General features: G+C 66.4%; 21 protein-coding genes. 13 read left to right on the top strand and 8 right to left on the bottom strand.

Features of this window, described 5'->3' with window-relative positions; all coding sequences use genetic code 11:
• Positions 1-23: 23 nt before the first annotated feature.
• A complete protein-coding gene (locus AU187_RS06375; protein ID WP_059101915.1) occupies positions 24-551 on the bottom strand; it encodes an Rv2253/PknI dimerization domain-containing protein in 528 nt (175 codons plus the stop codon).
• 78 nt (positions 552-629) lie between these two features.
• Between AU187_RS06375 and AU187_RS06370 the strand changes: the two genes are divergently transcribed.
• Positions 630-1037 carry a hypothetical protein gene (locus tag AU187_RS06370; protein WP_059101914.1) on the top strand — a complete coding sequence of 136 codons (408 nt, stop codon included), beginning with the start codon at positions 630-632 and terminating at the stop codon, positions 1035-1037.
• A gap of 90 nt (positions 1038-1127) precedes the next feature.
• Here the strand turns inward: AU187_RS06370 and AU187_RS06365 are convergent, their stop codons facing one another.
• Positions 1128-2408 (bottom strand): cytochrome P450, encoded by a 1281-nt coding sequence (locus AU187_RS06365; protein ID WP_059101913.1) that lies wholly within the window; start codon positions 2406-2408, stop codon positions 1128-1130.
• A gap of 187 nt (positions 2409-2595) precedes the next feature.
• Here AU187_RS06365 and AU187_RS06360 point away from each other — a divergent pair, with 187 nt between their 5' ends.
• Positions 2596-3264, top strand: coding sequence for a TetR/AcrR family transcriptional regulator (locus tag AU187_RS06360; protein WP_059101912.1), 669 nt, complete (start codon positions 2596-2598; stop codon positions 3262-3264).
• Here the strand turns inward: AU187_RS06360 and AU187_RS06355 are convergent.
• From AU187_RS06355 to AU187_RS06345, 3 genes are read right to left on the bottom strand one after another with little or no spacing between them, the layout of a single operon-like run.
• Positions 3222-3677, bottom strand: a complete 456-nt coding sequence (locus AU187_RS06355) for an Rv2576c family protein (RefSeq protein WP_059101911.1) — start codon at positions 3675-3677, stop codon at positions 3222-3224. The genes AU187_RS06360 and AU187_RS06355 overlap by 43 nt on opposite strands.
• Positions 3678-3729: 52 nt before the next feature.
• Positions 3730-4875 (bottom strand): thiolase family protein, encoded by a 1146-nt coding sequence (locus AU187_RS06350; RefSeq protein WP_059101910.1) that lies wholly within the window; start codon positions 4873-4875, stop codon positions 3730-3732.
• Positions 4876-4890: 15 nt separating this feature from the next.
• Positions 4891-5367, bottom strand: coding sequence for a Zn-ribbon domain-containing OB-fold protein (locus AU187_RS06345; RefSeq protein ID WP_231740453.1), 477 nt, complete (start codon positions 5365-5367; stop codon positions 4891-4893).
• Between the two features lie 30 nt (positions 5368-5397).
• On the opposite strand from AU187_RS06345, the gene AU187_RS06340 reads away from it, so the two are divergent.
• Genes AU187_RS06340 through AU187_RS06330 form a run of 3 tightly spaced genes read left to right on the top strand, consistent with a single transcriptional unit; the run spans position 5398 to position 7149 of the window.
• On the top strand, positions 5398-5808 hold the full coding sequence (locus AU187_RS06340; RefSeq protein ID WP_059101909.1) for a nuclear transport factor 2 family protein: 411 nt from the start codon (positions 5398-5400) through the stop codon (positions 5806-5808).
• Positions 5805-6608 (top strand): SDR family NAD(P)-dependent oxidoreductase, encoded by an 804-nt coding sequence (locus tag AU187_RS06335; RefSeq protein WP_059101908.1) that lies wholly within the window; start codon positions 5805-5807, stop codon positions 6606-6608. Before AU187_RS06340 ends, AU187_RS06335 begins: the two co-directional genes overlap by 4 nt.
• Positions 6609-6618: 10 nt before the next feature.
• Entirely contained in the window at positions 6619-7149 is a 531-nt protein-coding gene (locus AU187_RS06330; protein WP_059101907.1) for a VOC family protein, read from the top strand.
• A gap of 79 nt (positions 7150-7228) precedes the next feature.
• On the opposite strand, the gene AU187_RS06325 is transcribed toward AU187_RS06330, so the two are convergent.
• The gene (locus AU187_RS06325; RefSeq protein WP_059101906.1) at positions 7229-7945 is read right to left on the bottom strand and encodes an enoyl-CoA hydratase/isomerase family protein; all 717 of its coding nucleotides are present in this window, start codon (positions 7943-7945) and stop codon (positions 7229-7231) included.
• 90 nt (positions 7946-8035) lie between these two features.
• Here AU187_RS06325 and AU187_RS06320 point away from each other — a divergent pair, with 90 nt between their 5' ends.
• The 6 genes from AU187_RS06320 to AU187_RS06295 all read left to right on the top strand — a co-directional run bounded on the left by AU187_RS06320 (position 8036) and on the right by AU187_RS06295 (position 14816).
• Positions 8036-9616 (top strand): AMP-binding protein, encoded by a 1581-nt coding sequence (locus AU187_RS06320; RefSeq protein ID WP_059101905.1) that lies wholly within the window; start codon positions 8036-8038, stop codon positions 9614-9616.
• Between the two features lie 129 nt (positions 9617-9745).
• Positions 9746-10936, top strand: a complete 1191-nt coding sequence (locus AU187_RS06315; RefSeq protein ID WP_059101904.1) for an amidohydrolase family protein — start codon at positions 9746-9748, stop codon at positions 10934-10936.
• Positions 10933-12414 carry a FadD3 family acyl-CoA ligase gene (locus AU187_RS06310; RefSeq protein WP_082684032.1) on the top strand — a complete coding sequence of 494 codons (1482 nt, stop codon included), beginning with the start codon at positions 10933-10935 and terminating at the stop codon, positions 12412-12414. Before AU187_RS06315 ends, AU187_RS06310 begins: the two co-directional genes overlap by 4 nt.
• Positions 12415-12557: 143 nt before the next feature.
• Positions 12558-13472, top strand: coding sequence for an Rv1363c family protein (locus AU187_RS06305; protein WP_059102094.1), 915 nt, complete (start codon positions 12558-12560; stop codon positions 13470-13472).
• Complete coding sequence (locus tag AU187_RS06300; RefSeq protein WP_082684031.1) at positions 13469-14104, top strand: Rv1363c family protein; 636 nt, start codon at positions 13469-13471, stop codon at positions 14102-14104. Before AU187_RS06305 ends, AU187_RS06300 begins: the two co-directional genes overlap by 4 nt.
• A gap of 10 nt (positions 14105-14114) precedes the next feature.
• Positions 14115-14816, top strand: a complete 702-nt coding sequence (locus AU187_RS06295) for an IspD/TarI family cytidylyltransferase (RefSeq protein WP_059101903.1) — start codon at positions 14115-14117, stop codon at positions 14814-14816.
• Here AU187_RS06295 and AU187_RS06290 read toward each other — a convergent pair.
• Positions 14791-15513, bottom strand: a complete 723-nt coding sequence (locus AU187_RS06290) for an IspD/TarI family cytidylyltransferase (protein ID WP_172800177.1) — start codon at positions 15511-15513, stop codon at positions 14791-14793. The genes AU187_RS06295 and AU187_RS06290 overlap by 26 nt on opposite strands.
• Positions 15514-15621: 108 nt before the next feature.
• On the opposite strand from AU187_RS06290, the gene AU187_RS06285 reads away from it, so the two are divergent.
• Both AU187_RS06285 and AU187_RS06280 read left to right on the top strand, forming a co-directional pair.
• Positions 15622-16872 carry a low temperature requirement protein A gene (locus AU187_RS06285; RefSeq protein ID WP_059101901.1) on the top strand — a complete coding sequence of 417 codons (1251 nt, stop codon included), beginning with the start codon at positions 15622-15624 and terminating at the stop codon, positions 16870-16872.
• 21 nt (positions 16873-16893) lie between these two features.
• On the top strand, positions 16894-17313 hold the full coding sequence (locus AU187_RS06280; RefSeq protein ID WP_059101900.1) for a ChaB family protein: 420 nt from the start codon (positions 16894-16896) through the stop codon (positions 17311-17313).
• A 19-nt stretch (positions 17314-17332) separates the two neighbouring features.
• Here AU187_RS06280 and AU187_RS06275 read toward each other — a convergent pair whose 3' ends face one another.
• Positions 17333-18598 (bottom strand): MFS transporter, encoded by a 1266-nt coding sequence (locus AU187_RS06275; RefSeq protein ID WP_059101899.1) that lies wholly within the window; start codon positions 18596-18598, stop codon positions 17333-17335.
• Between the last annotated feature and the right edge of the window lie 37 nt (positions 18599-18635).

The following is an 18635-nucleotide window of genomic DNA, read 5'->3' as shown; positions in this document are numbered from 1 at the left end:
AACCGCCTGTGCGCGAGCGGTGATCAGACCCTCTGCATCTTGACGGGCATCTCGATCACCACGGGCTGGTTGCTGCCGCAGGCACCGCTCGGGCCCTTGGTCTGGTCGCGCCCCATGAGGAAATCGGTTTCGTGGGTGTCGCGTTCGTTTCTGGCCGGGTTGAAGCCCATGAGGATGAACTTCTGGTGGCCGGGCGCGAAGCTGCCGTCGGGGCACGGTAGCCAGTTGGGGATGTCGTGGTCGACATACCAGAAGTCCTTGAGCCGAATGGTTGCGGTCCAGCCGCGGTCGCTTTTCACCTCGCCGATGCACTCGATCGGACTGACGCAGCTGGTGCTGACGGTCCAGGTTTGAACCACCGTCTGCTGGTCGAAGAACACGTCGGCACCACCGGGCGCCATGCCTCGCTTCGCCCATTCGCCGTCGGACATCACGCGGTAGGTGCCGTTGAGCGCGACCCCGAAATCGTCGGCGTACACCGGCGTCGCGGTGCCCACACTTCCGGCCAAAGCGATTGCCGCGGCGCTCGCGGCTAGACCTACTGCACGCATGCCGAAAGCCTATCGTGGCCAGTACATATCCTCTCCGAAAGGGAGAATTTCGTTCCCGTCATATGTGAGAATGGCGCAGTGCGATCCGTCGTCGCAGTGTTGGCTGCCCTGGTGACTCCCGCGTTGATGGCCGTTGCGCCGCCCGTGGCCGCGCAACCCGCGCTGCCACCGCTGCCACCGCCCGGTGCGGAGTGCAACCACCCGAACTGCACGCCCGGGATCCGGCCGGGCGTCGTGCTGGGTTCCTACTGCAACAACACCACTTACTACGTTTTCGGGGTGACGTCGTGGGGGCGGTTGGTGTTCTGCGGATCTCCGCGACGCTACGAGCCGCGCTGGTTCCGCTCACCGGTGATGCACGGCATCAAGATAGAGAACGATCTGTGCCCCGCTCTGGACGGCGATGTCGCCCAGGCCCCCGACGGCCTCTTCCTGACGTGCGTGTCGAAGGATGGCCGGACTTACTGGGAGCGCGGCGACCTCTGAGCCGTTCTACCAGAACGTCGAGACTGCGCACAGACCGCCGAAACCGCGAAAAGTACGATCCCTCCGCAGTTTCGGCGTCGTCCCTGCCCGTCAGCCGATCGGCTTGAACTCGATGTTGATCTCGGTGAGCCCACGCAGGATGAATGTGGGCTCGTAGACGTACCGACGGGCGTCGATCGGCCCGTGCTTCTCCTCGCTGACCGTGATGTCGGCCATCCGGTCGAGGATGCGCTCGATCGACACCCGGCCTTCGACGCGCGCGAGCGGCGCGCCAGGACACGAGTGGATGCCACGGCTGAACGCGATGTGCTCGCGTACGTTCTTGCGGTCGAGTGAGAACTCGTGCGGGTTGTCGAACCGCCTGGGGTCGCGGTTGGCCGCACCGGGGCTGACCATCACCGTGGTCCCCGCGGGCACCGGGGTGTCGCCGAGAGCCGTTGTCTTACGGGCCATCCGGAACACGCTCTTCACCGGGCTGTCCATCCGCAGGCACTCCTCGATGAAGATCGGGATGAGGCTGCGGTCGTCCCGCAACTGCTGCTGGATGTCGGGCCGGTCACTGAGCACCCGCATGGCGGCGCCGAGCAGTTTGGCGGTGGTCTCCTGGCCCGCGGCGAACAGGAACGTCGCGGTGCGGACCACGTCGACCACCTCGGGCGTCGAACCGTCCGGATACTTCGCGGTGGCGATCGAGGTGAGCACGTCGTCACGCGGCGACTCGCGGCGCTCCTCGATGTAGCGCGCGAACTTCTCGTCCGCCCACTCGAGCGGGTTGGTCGCGATCACCTCGTGATCGAGGCCGCCGATGTTCGAACCGGGGCGCTGGGCGCCGAACGACTCGCGGAACGCCTCGTGGTCCTCCTCGGGGACACCGAGCAGGTCGGCAACGACCAACAGCGAGAAGGGTTTCGCGTACGCGGCGAGGAACTCGCACTTGCCGTCGGCGATGAACTCGTCGATGTGACGGTCGGCCAACCGCCACATGAAGTCCTCGTTCTCCTTGAGGCGCTTGGGCGTCAACAATCGCGCCAGGATGGACCGCGCGTCGGTGTGCTGCGGCGGATCCATCGTGACCATGTGCTCGAACATCGGGATTTCGGTGCGGTGTTTCTCCAGTTGCTCGCAGATGTCGTCACCCTCGGGCGTGAACGGCATCGGCGTGAACGGTCCCATCACCGCAACACAGGAGGAGAAGTTCTCGCTGTCCTTGTAGACGCTGTTGGCGGCCTCCCAACCGGTCACCGCGAGCACACCGTTGTTGATCGGGCAACAGATCGGGTCCTTCGAGCGGATGTGGTCGTAGTAGGGGTGCGGGTCGGGGACGAGGGAGGGATCGGTGAAGTAGTCAACCGAATCAAAATCAGTGGTCATGGTCTGTGAGCCCTCCAGGGTCGACGCTTACCCGCGTGGTGATGAGCGGCCCACGCCGCTCCGCGAATTACTTGGCTGAATATGCTGAGCACTTGCTTAGCATGGGGTTAAGGTCGGGGTCAAGATCACACAACGGGCCCGCCACTACGATCGGCGTGTCGGAAGGGGCGGGAAGAGAAATGATCAAATGACATCGCCTTCTGGACCGGCGCGAAGGATCGGAGCGCCGGACGCGAAGAACCGCGGCGTACTGCTCGACGCCGCCGAACAGTTGCTCCTCGAGGAGGGCTACGCGGCCGTCACGTCGCGACGGGTGGCCGACAAGGCCGGACTCAAGCCACAACTCGTGCACTACTACTTCCGCACCATGGAAGACCTGTTCCTGGCGGTGTTTCGCCGGATGGCAGAGGCGGGCCTCGAAATGCTCACCGAGGCGCTCGCGTCGCCGCAGCCGCTGTGGGCGCTGTGGCGGTTCAGCACCCAGCCGGAGGCTACGCGGCTGACGATGGAGTTCATGGGTCTGGCCAATCACCGCAAGGCGCTGCGAGCCGAGATCATCTACTACGCCGAACGGTTCCGTGAGGAGCAGAACAAGGCCATCGCCGCCGTGCTTGAGCGGTATGGCGCCATGACCAACGAGGTGCCACCGGTGGTGTGGACGGTGTTCGCGACCAGCGTTTCGCAGGCGCTGGTGGTAGAACGGGCGCTCGGCATGACGACCGGCCACGCCGAAACATTTGCGTTCTGCGAGAAGTGGATTCGTCGACTGGAGGGTGAACCGCGGCCGGCCGATGGCACGGGTCCGTCAGATGCTCACCAATTCCGAATCGAGCAGAGCGCGCCCTTGGGACCCTGATTGGTGGCGACGACCACCCCGTCCACCGCGAGCACGCAGTGGATGTTCGGCTTCGCCTCGCCGGGGCCGCTGGTCGCCGTGACCATCGCCCATCGATCCGGGTCGGCCAGCTGCACATCAAGGTTCCACTGCTGATCGGGGCCGACCTGGGCCCGGGCCTTCGGGCTGAACTGATAGGGATTGTGGCTGTAGGCGGCCCAGTTCGGCGGATCGACGTCGCGGTAGTAGATCTCGACGTAATACGGCTGCTCGGCGAATACCGAGTACTTCACATTGTGCAGCGCTGGCGGCGGAGGGCCCTGCGCCACCGCCGGCGCGCTGACCGCCAGCACGCCGCCGGCCGTCAGCACGGTTGCTGCAACGACACCGAGCAAAGGCCGGGCCGGGCGACGGGGGCTGCGCGCGAAGATCATTTCCGGATCTTAGAACGATGTTCGCGGGTCAGGCCCCGAATCGAGAACCGCATCAGAGCGCGAGGATCGTCGCCGACGCGGTACCGGGAGCGCCGTACACCTGGGCCAATCCCACCTTGGGCTCTCCGGGCACCTGGCGGTCACCGGCCTCGCCGCGCAACTGCCGCACGAGTTCGTGCACCTGCCGCAGCCCCGAGGCCCCGATCGGCTCACCGTTGGCGATCAACCCGCCGTCGGTGTTGATCGGCAGCGAGCCGTGGATCTCGGTGGCACCGTCGGCGAGGAGTTTCTCCTGCTCGCCGTCGGCGCACAGGCCGGTCTCGGCCATGTGGATGACCTCGGCGCCCGCGTCCGTGTCCTGCAGTTGGGCGACGTCGACGTCCTCCGGGCCCAGGCCCGCGGCCTCATAGGCCGCCTTGGCGGCGTACACGGTCGGGGACGCGTCCTCGTCCAGCGGCGCTGACGTTGCGTGGACTTCGTAGGCGCCGAAGCGACGGGTGCGAATCTCGGTGGCCCGCACGTACACCGGCTTGTCGGTGAAGCGGTGCGCGATGTCGCCGCGGCACATGATGACCGCCGCCGCGCCCTCGTCGGGCGCGCAGAACATGTACTGGGTGAGCGGATAGTTCAGCACCGTCGAGTTGAGGATTTCGTCTTCCGGAATTGGCTTGCGGCGAAACGCATTCGGGTTCAACGCGCCGTTGCGGAAGTTCTTGGCCGCCACCTTGGCCAGCGTGGCCTGCGAGATGCCGTGCTTGTGGAGGTAGTGGTTGGCCTTCATCCCGAAGAATTTGGTGGTGACGAACTGGCCGTTCTCGGCGTACCACTGGGGCAGTGCCAGTTTGGCCGGGTCATCGGTGAACGCTCCGCGCGGATGCTTGTCCAGGCCGATCGCGATGCCGATGTCGTACTTGCCGAGCCGGATGGTGTCGGCGGTCTGCTGGATCGCGCTCGCGGCGGTGGCACACGCGTTGAACACGTTGGTGAACGTGATGCCGGTCAAGCCGACGAGGCGGGTCACCGCATCGGGATTGGAGACCTCGTAGCTGCCCCCGAAACCGAACTGGATGTCCTTCCAGTCCACACTGGCGTCGGTGAGCGCGGCCTGGATGGCCTCGGCGCCCATCTCCATCGCCGTCTTCGGAAATCGGCCGAACGGGTGCAACCCCACGCCGATGATCGCCACGTCGTTGGTCATCTCGGTCTCCTGTGTCTAGACGGGCTTGAAGGCGAAGGTGACGACTTCATTGCCCTCGTCGTCGGTGGTGAACGGCACCATCGTCAGCTCGACGTCCATACCGAACTCCAGCTTGGCGGGGTCGTTCTCGGTGAGCCGGCCCTCCACGCGGATGACGTCCTCGAGCTGGACCAGTCCGACGCCGAACGGCACGAAGTCATTGCCGGTCGGACCCTTGTATGGCGCGCCGGGGGGAAAGCCCTGGGTGGTCCACGCCACGAGCGTGCCGCGTCGGGGCAGTTTCACCTCGGACATCTCCCCGGCACTGCACCTCGGGCAGCGCTGCTGGACCGGGAACGCGGTGGCGCCGCATGCGCCGCACCGGCTTCCGATCAGCTGCGGGTTGTCATCGGGCCAGGTCGAGATTTCGGGCGCGAGCGCCACTTGCTGTGTCGGCACGCGCCGACGATAACCGGAAATGACGTTCTCGTCTAGAGAGAACCTGGTCGTCATCCCGGGGCGCCGGCTGTTAGCCTGCGCGGTGTGGACGATGACAAAGCGCAGATCGCCGAGGTGTTGATTCGCTACGCGACCGGAATCGACTCCAAGGACTGGGCGCTGTTTCGCACCTGCTGGACCGACGAAGTCGACATCGACTACGGCGATCTGGGGACCTTCACCGATGCCGACGCCTTCACCGCGCTGATGGAGCAGATCCACGGCGGCATGGGGCAGACGTATCACCGCATCTCCAACATCGTCATCGACGTGACGGCCGACCGGGCGACCGCGCGGTCCTACGTCCACGCCGTGTTGATGGCCGTACCCGGCGACGGTTCGAGTTGGATCGATGCGCTCGGCCATTACGACGACGAACTCACCCGCGCCGGCGACGGTTGGCGAATCGTCAAGCGCACGACCAACATCGCGCGTGTGATGAGTCCGGCGCAGTGACATCCGAGTTCGCGGCGCGGTACGGGCCGTGGGCCGTGATCGCCGGAGCGTCGGAGGGTATCGGTGCCGCGCTGGCCGACCAATTGGCCTCGCGCGGCCTCGATCTGGTGTTGATCGCGCGCAACGGTGCGCTACTCGGCGAGGTAGCGGCCACGGTTCGTGATCGATACGGCGTGCAGGCGCACGCACTCGTCCAGGATCTGACCGACCCGGACGTCGTCGCGAAGGTCGGGGCTGCCACCGACGGCCTCGACGTCGGTCTGCTCGTCTACAACGCGGGGGCGTCCGATCGGACGACGACCTTCTTCGAGAACGACCTCGACGATTCGCTCAAACAGGTCGCGCTGGACTGCATCGGGCCGATGGCGCTGGCCCGTCACTTCGGACCGGCGATGGCGCAGCGGGGCCGCGGCGGCATCGCGATCGTCGCGTCCCCGGCCTGTCTCGCCGGCTCGGCCACGCTCGCGGTGTATTCGGCGGTCAAGGCGTTCCAGCACACGTTCGCCGAGGGACTGTGGGCGGAGTTGCGTCCGCGCGGCGTGGACGTGTGTTGCACACCGCTCGGCATGACCTACACCCCGGCGCTGGCGCGGATGGGCGTCGAGTACGACCCGCAGACGCAGATGCGCTCCGAGGACGTCGCCGCGGAGATCATCGCGAACATCGGCAACGGCCCCACCTATGTCGTCGGCGAGAACAACCGTGCCATGGCGTCACAGGTGTGGACGATCGACCGGCGCACGCTCGTGGAAATGATCAGCGCGGCCTCAACCGATTTCGCCGCCAAGAGGAAGGGTTGACGAGCGCGCTGTGACGGTCCTACCGGGTCCGATCCGTCAGATCGGTTATGTCGTCAATGATCTCGACCGGGCGGTCGGGAGCTGGCTTCAACTCGGTGTCGGCCCGTGGTTCGTCATGCGGGAGCTCACGCTGGCCGCGCAGTACCGAGGCGAGCCGTGTGAGATCACCCAGTCGCTGGCGCTGAGCAACAGTGGAGACCTGCAGGTCGAGCTGATCCAGCAGCACAGCGAGGCGCCGAGCATCTTCACCGAGTTCCTCGACGCCAATGGCGAAGGATTTCACCAGTTTGCTCACTGGGCAACCGATTTCGACGCGACCATGCGGGCCGTGGCGGCGGCGGGATGGCCGGTCGTGTGGTCGGGTGGCGAGGACGTCGGCACCCGGTTCGCCTACGTCGAGCCGCCGGCCGGTCCAGCACACGTCGCGCACATCATCGAGATCATGGAGCTCACGGAGGTCACCAGCGGGATGGCGCAGTTCGTCCGCGACGCCGCCGCGAACTGGGACGGCAGGGATCCGATCCGGGTGCTGGGCAGTTAAGGCCGAGCAGACGCAAAGTGTCCCAAAATGACCGGTTACAGGGGCACTTCACGTCTGCTCGCGCCATAAAGGTGCGCGCCTACTTGGTGCGGTTCATCGCCTTGTCGGCCGCGGCCCAATGCTCGTCGGACACCCACAGCCGCGCGAACGCATCGACGGCCTCCTCGGTCGAGGCGCCCTTCATCACGCGCTTGATCTCGCCTGCCGCACGGTGCGCGAGCTGGCGGGCGATCGCGCGCCAGTCCTCGTCGAACGACTCGCGCGGCAGCACGCGGTCGACCAAGCCGATTCGCTCCGCCTCGGCGGCCGCAAGGACGGTGCCGGTGCCGGCCAGCAGTAGCGCCTTGCTGTAGCCGACAAGCGGGACCAACCGCTCGGCTCCGCCCCAGGCCGGCATGATCTCGAGTGCCACCTGGTTGAAGCCGATCTTGATGTCGGATGCCGCCAGGCGAATGTCGGCCGCGACGGCGAACTCCGCACCGCCGCCGAGCGCATGCCCGTTGAGGACGGCGACGGTGACGCCGGGAAACGCCGCGATGCGGTCGCACACCGAACGCATGCGCCGCGCCATGGCGGCCGCATCGGCCACGGTGCGCAGCGCGGCCAGAAGTTTGAGATCGCCGCCCGACACGAACGCGCGATCACCGGCGCCTCTGATCACCAGGGCCGTGGCGCCCTCCGCTCCGTCGAGCGCGGTGTGCAGCTGCTCCATGGTCTCGGGTGCGATCGCATTGCGCGCCTGCGGGCGATCGATGGTGATGACGGCCAAACCGTCGTCCAACTCGAGGTCGACCATCAAACGTTCTCCATTTGCGGTATTGGCATTCTCGTAATCAGAGAATAACATCGCCTCGAGTCGGAGCTGCCGCCCAAGTGTGGGGAGTCCATGCGCAACATTCCGGTCGAGCTGACCAAACGCTACGAGGAAGAAGGTTGGTGGACCCCCGAGACGCTCGGTGAGTTGTTGGCCCGCAACCTGGCCGCACATCCGGACACCGGGTTCTGGGTGCACTCCGAGGTACGTCCGTACGCCGGCACGTTCGCCGACGTCGAACTGCGGGCCCGGCGTCTCGCGGCGGGTTTGCGCAAGCGCGGGGTGGGACCGGGAGACGTGGTCGCGCTGCAGCTGCCCAACTGGATGGAGGCCGCGGTTGCGTTCTGGGCCTCCACGTTCCTGGGTGCGGTCGTGGTGCCGATCGTGCACTTCTACGGCCGTAAGGAGCTCGGCCACATCCTCTCGACGTCGCAGCCGAAGGTTTTCATCACCGCGCGAGAGTTCGGCCGGATGGCCTTTCAGCCGGACCTGTCCGGCGCCGTGCCAACCGTCGGCCTGGTGGGCGAGAACAGCTTCGACGAGCTTCTCGACGACGAGCCGATGGCAGGGACGCTGGCGGCCGATCCGGCGGGCCCGGCCCTGATCGCGTTCACCTCGGGGACCACGAGCAACCCGAAAGGCGTTGTGCACAGCCATCAGACGCTGGGTTTCGAAACCCGACAGCTGCTGGAGAACTACCCCAAGGACCGCGGCAGGCAGCTGACCGCGACGCCGGTCGGGCACTTCATCGGCATGATCGGCGCGTTCCTCATCCCGGTGCTCGAGGGTGCGTCGATCGATCTGTGCGACGTGTGGGACCCCGGCAAGGTGCTCAAACTCATGGAGTCCGAAGGCCTGTCGATCGGCGGCGGGCCGCCGTACTTCGTCACCAGCCTGCTCGACCATCCGAATTGCACAGACGCGCATCGCTCCCGGTTCACCACGGTCGGCCTCGGCGGATCCACCGTTCCGGCCGCGGTCACCCGCCGGCTCGCCGACATGGGTTTCTTCGTGTTCCGGTCGTACGGCAGCACCGAGCATCCGTCCATCACGGGATCCAGGCCGACGGCGCCGGAGGACAAGCGGCTCTACACCGACGGCGATCCGCGCCCCGGCGTCGAGATCAAGCTCACCGAAGAAGGCGAAATCCTTTCGCGCGGACCGGATCTGTGCCTCGGCTATACAGATGCGGCGCTGACCGCGCGGGCCTTCGACGACGAGGGCTGGTATCACACCGGCGACATCGGCGTGCTCGACGACGACGGTTACCTCACGATCACCGACCGCAAGGCCGACGTCATCATCCGCGGCGGGGAGAACATCTCCGCGCTCGAGGTCGAAGAGGTGCTGTTGAGCATGCCGAGCGTGGCCGAGGCAGTCGTGGTGGCCGCACCCGACGACCGCCTTGGGGAGCGGGCGGCTGCGGTGCTGCGCATCCGCGAGGGTCATGACATGCCGACGCTGGGGCAGGTGCGCGAGCACTTCAAGGCCGCGGGCGTAGCAATTCAGAAGTGGCCGGAGGAGCTGCACCGGGTCCCGGAGGGGCAGGACTATCCGCGCACGGCCAGCGGCAAGGTGCAGAAGTTCCGCGTCCGCGAACAGGTGCGCCAGCACGGCACCGCTGCCCTCGCGAGACGTACGCCGGGGTCGTGATTCGGGGCCGACCGACAGCCCTGGTGTAGCTGTCGCGAACTGAACAGGCGGCCCCGCAACGCCGGGAGGCACGTTGCGATTCCGGCGTAAATGAGAATAGGATTCTCCCGAGAGGAAAAGGAGTGTTCCATGGGACAACTTTCACACCGGGTGGATATACCGTTTCCGCTGTTCGATGCGGACAACCACCTCTATGAGCCGCCGGAGGCGATGACCAAGTACCTCCCGAAGGAGTACAAGGACATCGTCCAGTACGTCGAGGTCAACGGCCGCACCAAGATCGCCATCAAGGGACAGATCAGCAACTACATCCCGAACCCGACGTTCTCGCACGTCGCCAAGCCCGGCGCTTGGGAGGAGTACTTCAAGTTCGGCAACCCCGACGGGAAGAGCAAGCGCGAACTCTTCGGTGAGCCGATGCGGTCCATCCCGGCGTTCTTCGAGCCCGAGCCGCGGCTGGAGCTGATGAACGAGCTGGGCGTCGACCGCTCGCTGATGTTCCCGACGCTGGCGAGCCTGATCGAGGAGCGGCTGCGCGATGACCCGGTGGCGATCCACGTCATCATCCACTCCCTGAACCAGTGGCTCGACGAGGTCTGGGGCTTCAACTACCAGAACCGCATCTTCACCACCCCGGTGATCACGCTGCCGATCGTCGAGAAGGCGATCGAGGAGTTGGAGTGGGCGGTCGCGCGCGGTGCTCGTGCCATTCTCGTTCGGCCGGCGCCGGTTCCCGGCTTCCGTGGTCCGCGGTCGTTCGCGCTGCCCGAGTTCGATCCGTTCTGGGAGCGGGTCGTCCACCACGACATCTTCGTCGGCATGCACTCGTCCGACAGCGGTTACTCCCGCTACACCTCGGAGTGGGACGGCGTTGCGCAGGAGATGCTGCCGTTCCAGACGAACGCGATGTCGATCCTCAACGAGTGGCGACCGATCCAGGACGCCGTGGCCTCCTGGGTGATTCACGGCGCGCTGTTCCGGCATCCGAAGCTCAAGGTCGGCATCGTCGAGGCCGGTTCGAAGTGGATGTTCCCGCTGCTGGACTCGATGGCCGAGGTGTACAAGAAGGCGCCAGAGGCCTTCCTGGGCAACCCGATCGAGGAAATCAAGAACCGCATCTACGTCAGCCCGTTCTACGAGGAGGGCATCGACGACCTGATCAACCTGATCGGCGTGGAGCAGGTGCTCTACGGCTCGGATTGGCCGCACCCGGAGGGTCTCGCGGAGCCGACCCACTACGTGACCGCGCTCGAGCACCTCTCGGTCGAGGATCAGGCGAAGATCATGGGCGGCAACCTGGGTCGCCTCGTCACCGTGTGACGTACCGAGACACCTGGGAGACCATCCCCGAGATGGTCTTGAGCGCAGCGGACCGGTTCGGCGACGCGGAGGCTGTCGTCGACGGTCCGCTGCGCTTGTCCTTCACCGAGTTGGTGCAGCGAATACGTTGCGCCGCAGGAGCTTTCGTCGAACTCGGTATCGACAAGGGCGATCGGGTCGCGCTCTGGGCGCCGAACTCTGCGGGCTGGATCATCGCGGCCTTCGGCCTGTTGAGCGCCGGCGGCGTGCTCGTCCCGGTCAACACCCGGTTCAAGCCGGAGGAGGCGGCCGACATCATCGGCCGCAGCGGCGCGAAGGCCGTGCTGGTGCAGAAGGACTTCCTCGGCATGGACTACTCGCTGTCCTCGTCGACGCCGGCCGGGCTGCCACCGGTGATCGACCTGGGTTCGGACTTCCTGGCGTCGGGGTCCGCGTCCGACCGAGTCGATGACCTGAAGGGCACCGACGTCGCGGACGTGATCTTCACGTCCGGCACCACCGGTAGGCCCAAGGGCGCGATGATGAACCATCGGCAGACGCTGCGGGCCTACGAGGAGTGGGCGACGCTCGCGGATCTCCGCGAGGGCGACCGCTATCTGATGATCAATCCGTACTTCCATACGTTCGGGCTCAAAGCCGGCCTCGTCGCGTCCTTCCTCCGGGGCGCGACGATGCTTCCGGTGGCCGCGTTCGACGTCGACCGGGTTGTCGACCTCGTCGAGCGCGAACGCATCACGATGTTGCCCGGCCCGCCCACGCTGTACCACTCGCTGCTGACCGTCGCCGACAAGGACCGGCTCGCGACCCTGCGGGCGGGAGTGACCGGCGCGGCCGACATCCCGGTGGAGCTGATCCGCCGCATCCGCGACGAGTTGCCCTTCCAGTCCCTGATGACCGGTTACGGGCTGACCGAAGCCGGCAACGTGACGCTGTCGCGGCCAGGGGACACCCCCGAGGACGTCGCGACGACGGCCGGCCTGCCGTGCGAGGACGTGGAAGTGCGCATCGCCGGCGACGGCGAGGTGCTGGTGCGCGGTTACAACGTCATGCAGGGCTACCTCGACGACCCCGTCGCGACGGCCGAGGCCATCGACGCCGACGGTTTCCTGCACACCGGCGATCTCGGCGAGTTCACCGAGTCGGGACGGTTGCGGATCGTGGGTCGCAAGAAGGACATGTTCATCGTCGGCGGCTTCAACGCCTATCCCGCCGAGATCGAGGGGTTTCTGCTCGAACATCCGGCGGTCGCCCAGGCTGCGGTGATCGGAGTGCCCGATGAGCGGATGGGCCAGGTCGGTAAGGCGTTCATCGTGCGCAACCCCGGTCACGACGGCGTCACGCCAGAGGACCTCATTTCGTGGAGCCGGGAGCGAATGGCGGGTTTCAAAGTGCCGCGCTCTGTAGAGTTCCTCGACAGGTTGCCGTTGAACGCCACCGGCAAGGTGATGAAGGACCGCCTTCAGGACAATCACGGCTGAGCGTCCGCGCAGCGTGTAAATAACATTTCCGCAGGAAACCCCGCGTTGCCGGGGGCTGCGGACGCGGGTATCGTCGCGGCGATACTCAAAATTGGATAATGCCATTCTCACGATTGATGCATGAAGCAGATGAGGAGGTCGCTGTGCCGTCTTTCAGGCGCCGCGAGTCGGTGATCGACGCGGACCGCGTCGCACAGCCGCCGCAGGATGACCCTGAGCAGCGGTCAGCGGACTCGGACGAGGCGCTGGCCCTCGCCGAGGAGGCGGAGGCCGAAGCCGCGGAAGCGGAGGCGATTGCCGCAGCCGCCCGCGCCCGCGCCAAGGCCATCCGGCTACGCAGGCAGGCAGCCGAGGCGAAGACGACTGAAGAGGCCTCGGCGCCGGTCGAGGATGCCGACGCGAAGGCCGACGAAGCGCTCGAGGAAACCCCCCACGAAACAGAGGACGCAACAGAGGACGCAACAGAGGCGGCGCCCGAGGCGGCACCCGGCGAACCCGCCGACGACGCATCTGAGGACGCAGCGGTCGCTACGGCCGAGGCGCCGGGGCGGTCCCGTCGGCTGCGGATGCCACGGATCAGGTGGAAGTTCGTCGCCGCAGCGCTGGCTGTCCTGCTCATCCTGGCATTCGCCGCCGCCAGCGGTTTCATGGTGTGGCATCACCGGCAGGCTGTCGCGGAACAAGAGCGCACTGCGGAGTTCGCCGCTGCCGCGCGACAGAGTGTTGTGACGCTGATGTCGCTGGACTTCAACAAGGCCCAGGAAGACGTGAAGCGAATCATCGACAACTCGACGGGGCAGTTCAAGGCGGATTTCGAGGCGCAGGCTGAGGACTTCGCCAAGGTCGCCAAGGAATCGAAGGTGGTCACCGAGGTCACCGTCAACGTCGCCGCGGTCAAGTCGATGACCGACAACAACGCCACCGCGCTGGTGTCGGCCACCTCGCGGGTCACCAACACCGCCGGCGCCAATCAGGAGCCGCGCTCGTGGCGGCTGATGGTGGACCTGGTCCGCGAGGGCGACCAGATCAAGATGTCGAAAGTCGAGTTCGTACCGTGAGCACCGAAACCAACACCGAAGAGGTCGACGTGAACTCCGCGGCTTCCGACGAACCGGAATCCGCGGCAGCCGAACCGGAGTCGACTGCGGTCGAGGAAGCGACGCCGCAACCGGCCGCGAAAAGCAGGCCGAAGAGGTTGCCGGGCATCCGAAAACACCTCGGCGCCATCATGCTCACGCTTCTGCTCGTTGTGTCCGCAGGTGTCGCGGCGTGGCTGTACTTCTTCCAGTTCCGGGTCGATCAGCAGACGAACGAGGATGCCCAACAGGTCGCGTTGGACGCGGCGACAACGGGTACCACGGCGCTGCTGTCGTATGCACCGGAAACCATGGACAAGGATTTCGCGGCCGCAAAGTCGCATCTGACCGGCGACTTCCTGGACTACTACACGCAGTTCACCGAGCAGATCGTGACCCCGGCGGTCAAGGAGAAGCAGGTGAAGACCAGCGCGGCCGTCGTGCAGGCCGGCGTGGCGGAAATGCATCCCGACTCCGCGGTGGTGTTGGTCTTCGTCAACCAGACGACGACCAGTAAGGAGAACCCGGACGGGGCGTTTGCCGCGAGCGCGGTCAAAGTCGGCCTGACCAAGTCCGACGGCCGCTGGCTGATCAACACTTTCGACCCCGTGTAGCGTCGCCGCCGTGACGGCGACTCCTGCCCAACGTCTCTCGGCGATCGTGCCGTTGCCGTTGGCAGACCATGCTGCGGCGGTGTTCCAACCGCTGGCGGGGCAGGCACCGCTGGCGCGCGTCGTGCGAGACTGCCTGGACGCGGTCGCCGATCCAGCCCGCGTCGTCGTGTCGGTCGCCGAACACCTCGCCGGGGATGTTCGCGACCTGCTCACTCGCGAGGGAATGGCCGCGGTGGCAGTGGCGGTGGCCGAGGGACCGGCCGCCCGGGCGCAGTGTCTGGCGGCCGCGCTCGAACACGTTGTAAGCCAGCCTTTCTCGGCGCCGTTCGTGCTCGTGCACGATGTGCGGCAACCGCTGACGCCGCCGGACCTGCGCGACCGGGTGATCGCGCGCCTGGTGGATGGAGCGCCCGTGGTGCTGCCCGTGTTGCCGGTCACCGACAGCGTGAAGGTCGTCGACGACCGCGGGGCGGTGATCACGTCGCTGGATCGCTCAACCCTCCAGGCCGTGCAGTTCCCGCGCGGCTTCGCCGCCGATCACCTCGCCCGGTTACTCGCCGAGTCGGCCGGAGAGTTCGACGAGGCCGTCGCGGCGATTCGTTCGGCCACACCGATCACCACCGTCGACGGCGACGCGGAGGCCGTCCTCGCCGAACTGCCGCACGACTCCGAGTTCCTCGAGGCGCTCATTGCGAGTCGCCGCTCGTGCTGACGCCCACCAGGAGATGCTCGGCGACCGCGATGTCCCGCGCGAAAGTGACCTTGATGTTGCGCAGTTCACCGGGAAACGTATGCACCGCAACATCGGTGAACGCCTCGATGCACGACGACGTATCGGTCCCCTCGAAGCGGTGACGCTCAGCGCTTCGGTACGCCTCGAGCAGCGCGACGGCCCGGAAGGCCTGCGGCGTCTGCACCCGAACCAGCGTTGGTCCCCCGGCCGGCTGCTGTAACGCTGTGGTCATCACGGCCTTCAGCGGCAATGCGGGTACGGCACCGCCGAACTCACGTGCGACCGCGAGCGCGCGGACGAACATCTCGGGCCCGGCCACCGGCCGCGCGGCGTCATGGATCACCACGACATCGATCGCCCCTGACTCGATCGCGGCGGCGAGATGGCGCAGCACGTTGAGCTCCGAACCGTGCCGGCTGTCACCGCCCTCGACGAACTCCACCCGGGCCGTGGGCAATTCGCGCGCCACCACATCTTGGGCCAGGTCGAGTTCGCCGGGCCGGTAGACCAACACGATGCGCCCGACGCCGGGCACTCGGGTGAGTGTCTCGAGCGACCACGCCACCATCGGGCGACCCGCCACCCGAAGGTAGGCCTTGTTGCCACCGGCGCCGACCCTGGTTCCCATGCCCGCGGCCAGCACCACGGCCACGGCGTGGGGTTGCGGGACGGTCATCCCCGTATCTTGGCACTGACCGCGCTCGCCGCCCGGCACAGGCCGACGGCTATGCCTGGATCGCTGCCATGCACTGCGGTGGAATGTAGCGGAGGGAGGACGGCGACGATGAGCGAGACGGAGCGCGTATCGGCGGCCATACCGCATCGGATGCGCAAAATGTCCGGTCGCGATCCCGACGAGCAGCACCGCGTGGCCACGCCGCTGGAACTGCTCTTCGATCTGACGTTCGTGGTCGCGTTCGGCATCGCGGCCAACGAGTTCGCCCACCTGCTCGCCGAGAACCGCGTAGGTCCGGGGGTGCTCGGTTTCTCGTTCGCGACGTTCGCGGTGTGCTGGGCGTGGATCAACTTCAGTTGGTTCGCGTCGGCCTACGACACCGACGACTGGATCTACCGGCTGATGACCATGCTGCAGATGGTCGGCGTCATCGTCATGGCGCTCGGTTTCCCGCCGATGTTCGCGTCCATCGACCATGGTGCGCACATCGACAACCGTGTCATGGTCGCGGGCTACGTCGTGATGCGTATCGCCTTGGTGGGGCAGTGGTTACGGGCGGCCGCGCAGGACCCGCAGCACCGCTCCGCATGCCTGACGTACGTCGCCGCCGTCACCTTGGCTCAGGCGCTGTGGATCGTGAGCATCTTCCTGGACACGTCGGGACTGGTGACGTTGATGATTGTCGTCGTGCTGATCGGAATCGAGACGCTGGGGCCGCTTCTCGCGGAGACCCGTCGTGGCGGCACGCCGTGGCACGCCCACCACATCGCCGAACGCTATGGGCTGCTGACGATCATCGCGCTCGGTGAGGGCGTCGTCGGCACGGTCGCGTCGTTGACGGCAGTGGTCAACTCACAGGGGTGGACGTTCGACGCCGCGTTCGTCGTCGTGGCCGGTATCGGGCTCACGTTCGCGATGTGGTGGATGTACTTCCTGATGCCTCAGGCCGAGCGGCTACACGCCCGCCGCGACCGGTCCTTCTGGTTCGGGTACTTCCCGATGGTGACGTTGGGCGCGATCGTCGCGACCGGTGCCGGTCTCCATGCGGCCGCCTACTACATCGAGCACCATTCCGAACTCGGCTCTGTCGGAACCGTGCTCGCGGTCGCGGTGCCCGTGGGCATCTTCGTGGTGTCGGTGTACGCGCTCCACACGCTCATGGTGCGCACGGTGGCGGCCGTGCATGTGCTGCTGATCGGGCTCACCGTCGCGGTGCTCGGCCTGGCGGTGTGGCTTGCGGCGACGGGGATCTCGATGGCCAACTGTCTGCTGGTCGTCACGCTCGCACCGATCGTGACCGTCGTCGGGCACGAAATCATCGGAGTAAACCGCCGTTCGAGGGCCGGTTTGCGCAGCTGACGCCTCGGGTACGCGTTCTGCATGCCGAAGACAACGAAGGGTGGCAGTGCCCGCAAGAGTGAACTGCCGAGCACGCTGCAGAAGTCGGACGCCAAGGCCCAACGGACCTTCGCCAAGGCGCACGACGCCGCAGCCAAGGAATACGGCGAAGGCGAACGCGCGCACCGCGTCGCCTATAGCGCGCTCAAACACAGCTACGAGAAAGTCGGCGACCACTGGGAGCCCAAGTCCAAGAAGGGCCCGTCGGATCGTCGAGCGCGTAGCGGCGGACCGAATGCCAAAGGGGACACCGCAGAGGGCGTCAACGCGAGTGCTACCAAAAAGCATCTGATGGAAGTCGCTCGGCGGCTGGATGTTTCAGGCCGGTCGACGATGTCGAAGAACGAACTGGTATCGGCGATCAAGAAGGCGAACCGCCGCGCGACCGCCCGCAGTCGCTAGTTCGGGTTTCGTCAAGGCGCTATGCCGGCCGGGCGTCCAGCCCCTCCAGCAGCATCCGTTCCTGCTCGACGGCCATCAGTCTGCGGGCCTTGCGCCGGGTGATGAGGATGCCGGCCACCGCCAGCGCCCAGATCGCGTACTGCACGATCCACGCCGACCGGAACGAGTCGAAGGAGATCTCTCCGGCGGTGTCGAGGATGACTCCCATCGCCTGCATCACCAACAGCGAGGCGATGAAGCCGCCCATATTGACCAGGCCGGAAGCGGTGCCGAGGGTGGCGCTCGGGTTGAAGGTCCGCGCGAAGTCGAAGCCGACCATCGAACCGGGCCCGCCCACCGAGATCACCACGATCAGCACCACCAGCAGCCAGAGCGGCGCCGGCCCCGACAGCGCCAACACCACAGTCCACATGAACGCGTTGCTGGCGATGATTGCCAGGACAAGCCGCGAGCGCCGGTGTGGGCGTCGTCCGGTGAAGATGCCGATCAGCACGCCGGCCGTGATGGCGGCCAGCACCGAAACCGTCAACAACGCGCCAGCCAAGCCGGCCGAGAGGCGCTGGGCACTGGTCAGATACGGGACGCCCCACATCAGCGCGAACACGGTCACCGAGAACTGTGTGCCCATGTGGGTGAAGAACCCGAGCCGGGTGCCGGGTCGCAGCCAGACAGTCTTGACGCTGGTCAGCGTCTCGCGCACGGAGGTCGTCTCCACCTCGACCGCGTTGCCGGCCGGAGTGTTCTTCACCAGCGTCACGGTCAGGACCATCGACAACACGCCCAGCGCGGCCACCGACACGTATGCCGTGGACCAGCCCCAAGCGTTGAGAATGGCGAAGAACGGGACCGCCGAAAGCACCTGACCGAGCTGCCCGCAGATTCCGGTCAGCTGCGTGACCAGGGGAACTTGTCGAGGACTGAACCAGTGCGGCACCAGCCGTAGCACCGAGATGAAGGTGACCGCGTCGCCCAAGCCGAGCAGCGCTCGCGCGCCGATGGCCGTCGGTAGCGATTCGGTGAACGCGAGCGCTAGTTGGCCGGTCGCCATGAGCGTGGCGCCGACGACGATCAGCGTCTTGGAGCCGAAACGGTCCAACAGCAACCCCGCGGGCACCTGCGCGCCGGCGTAGACGATGACCTGCAGCACGACGAACGTCGACAGCAGGCTGGGGCTGGCCTGGAACCGTTCTGCCGCATCGAGGCCGGAGACGCCCAATGTGGTGCGGTCGAGAACTGCGACGATGTATGCGAACAGTCCGGTGGCCCAGACGATCCAGGGACGCACACCGAACCTTCCGATGGTTGATAAGTCTGACTTTTCA

The sequence above is a fragment of the Mycobacterium sp. IS-1556 genome (assembly GCF_001499985.1).
Lineage (GTDB): Bacteria > Actinomycetota > Actinomycetes > Mycobacteriales > Mycobacteriaceae > Mycobacterium.
The sequence above is the reverse complement of the archived record's forward strand: the minus strand, read 5'-3'. Positions and strand labels throughout refer to the sequence as shown.